Raw genomic sequence first — 436 nt, 5'->3', positions numbered from 1 at the left:
TGGCCCAGGCCATTGAGGCCGAGGCGGAGGCCTTCCTGGCCGAGATGAAGGGCTTGCGGTTGCCGGACGGGCGTGAGCGCCTGGTGCGGCACGGGCATGGCCCCGAGCGCCTGGTCCAGACCGGGATTGGCCCGGTGGCGGTGCAGCGGGTGAAGTTGCGCGACCGCGGCGCCGGCGAAGAGGTGGGCGGCGAGCGGATCCGCTTCACCTCGGTCCTTCTGCCGCGCTGGGCGCGGCGGACGCGGAGCCTGGATGCGTTGCTGCCGATCCTCTACCTGCGCGGGGTCTCGATGGGCGACTTCGGGGAGGCGCTCGGGGCCTTGCTGGGCCGCGACGCCCCGAACCTGTCGCCCTCGGTGATCGCGCGGCTGCGGGATGAGTGGCAGGCGGACTACGCGCGCTGGCAGCGGCGCGACCTGTCGGCCCGGCGCTACGT

Annotated in this window: 1 protein-coding gene; it reads left to right on the top strand. The window is 74.1% G+C overall.

Annotated features, from left to right (window positions below; genetic code table 11):
- A partial coding sequence (locus ACO1BU_RS35900; RefSeq protein WP_424140665.1) for a transposase occupies nt 1-436 on the top strand: 436 nt, incomplete at both ends.

This window comes from Roseomonas chloroacetimidivorans, from assembly GCF_049629625.1.
GTDB lineage: Bacteria > Pseudomonadota > Alphaproteobacteria > Acetobacterales > Acetobacteraceae > Roseomonas > Roseomonas chloroacetimidivorans.
The sequence above is the reverse complement of the archived record's forward strand: the minus strand, read 5'-3'. Positions and strand labels throughout refer to the sequence as shown.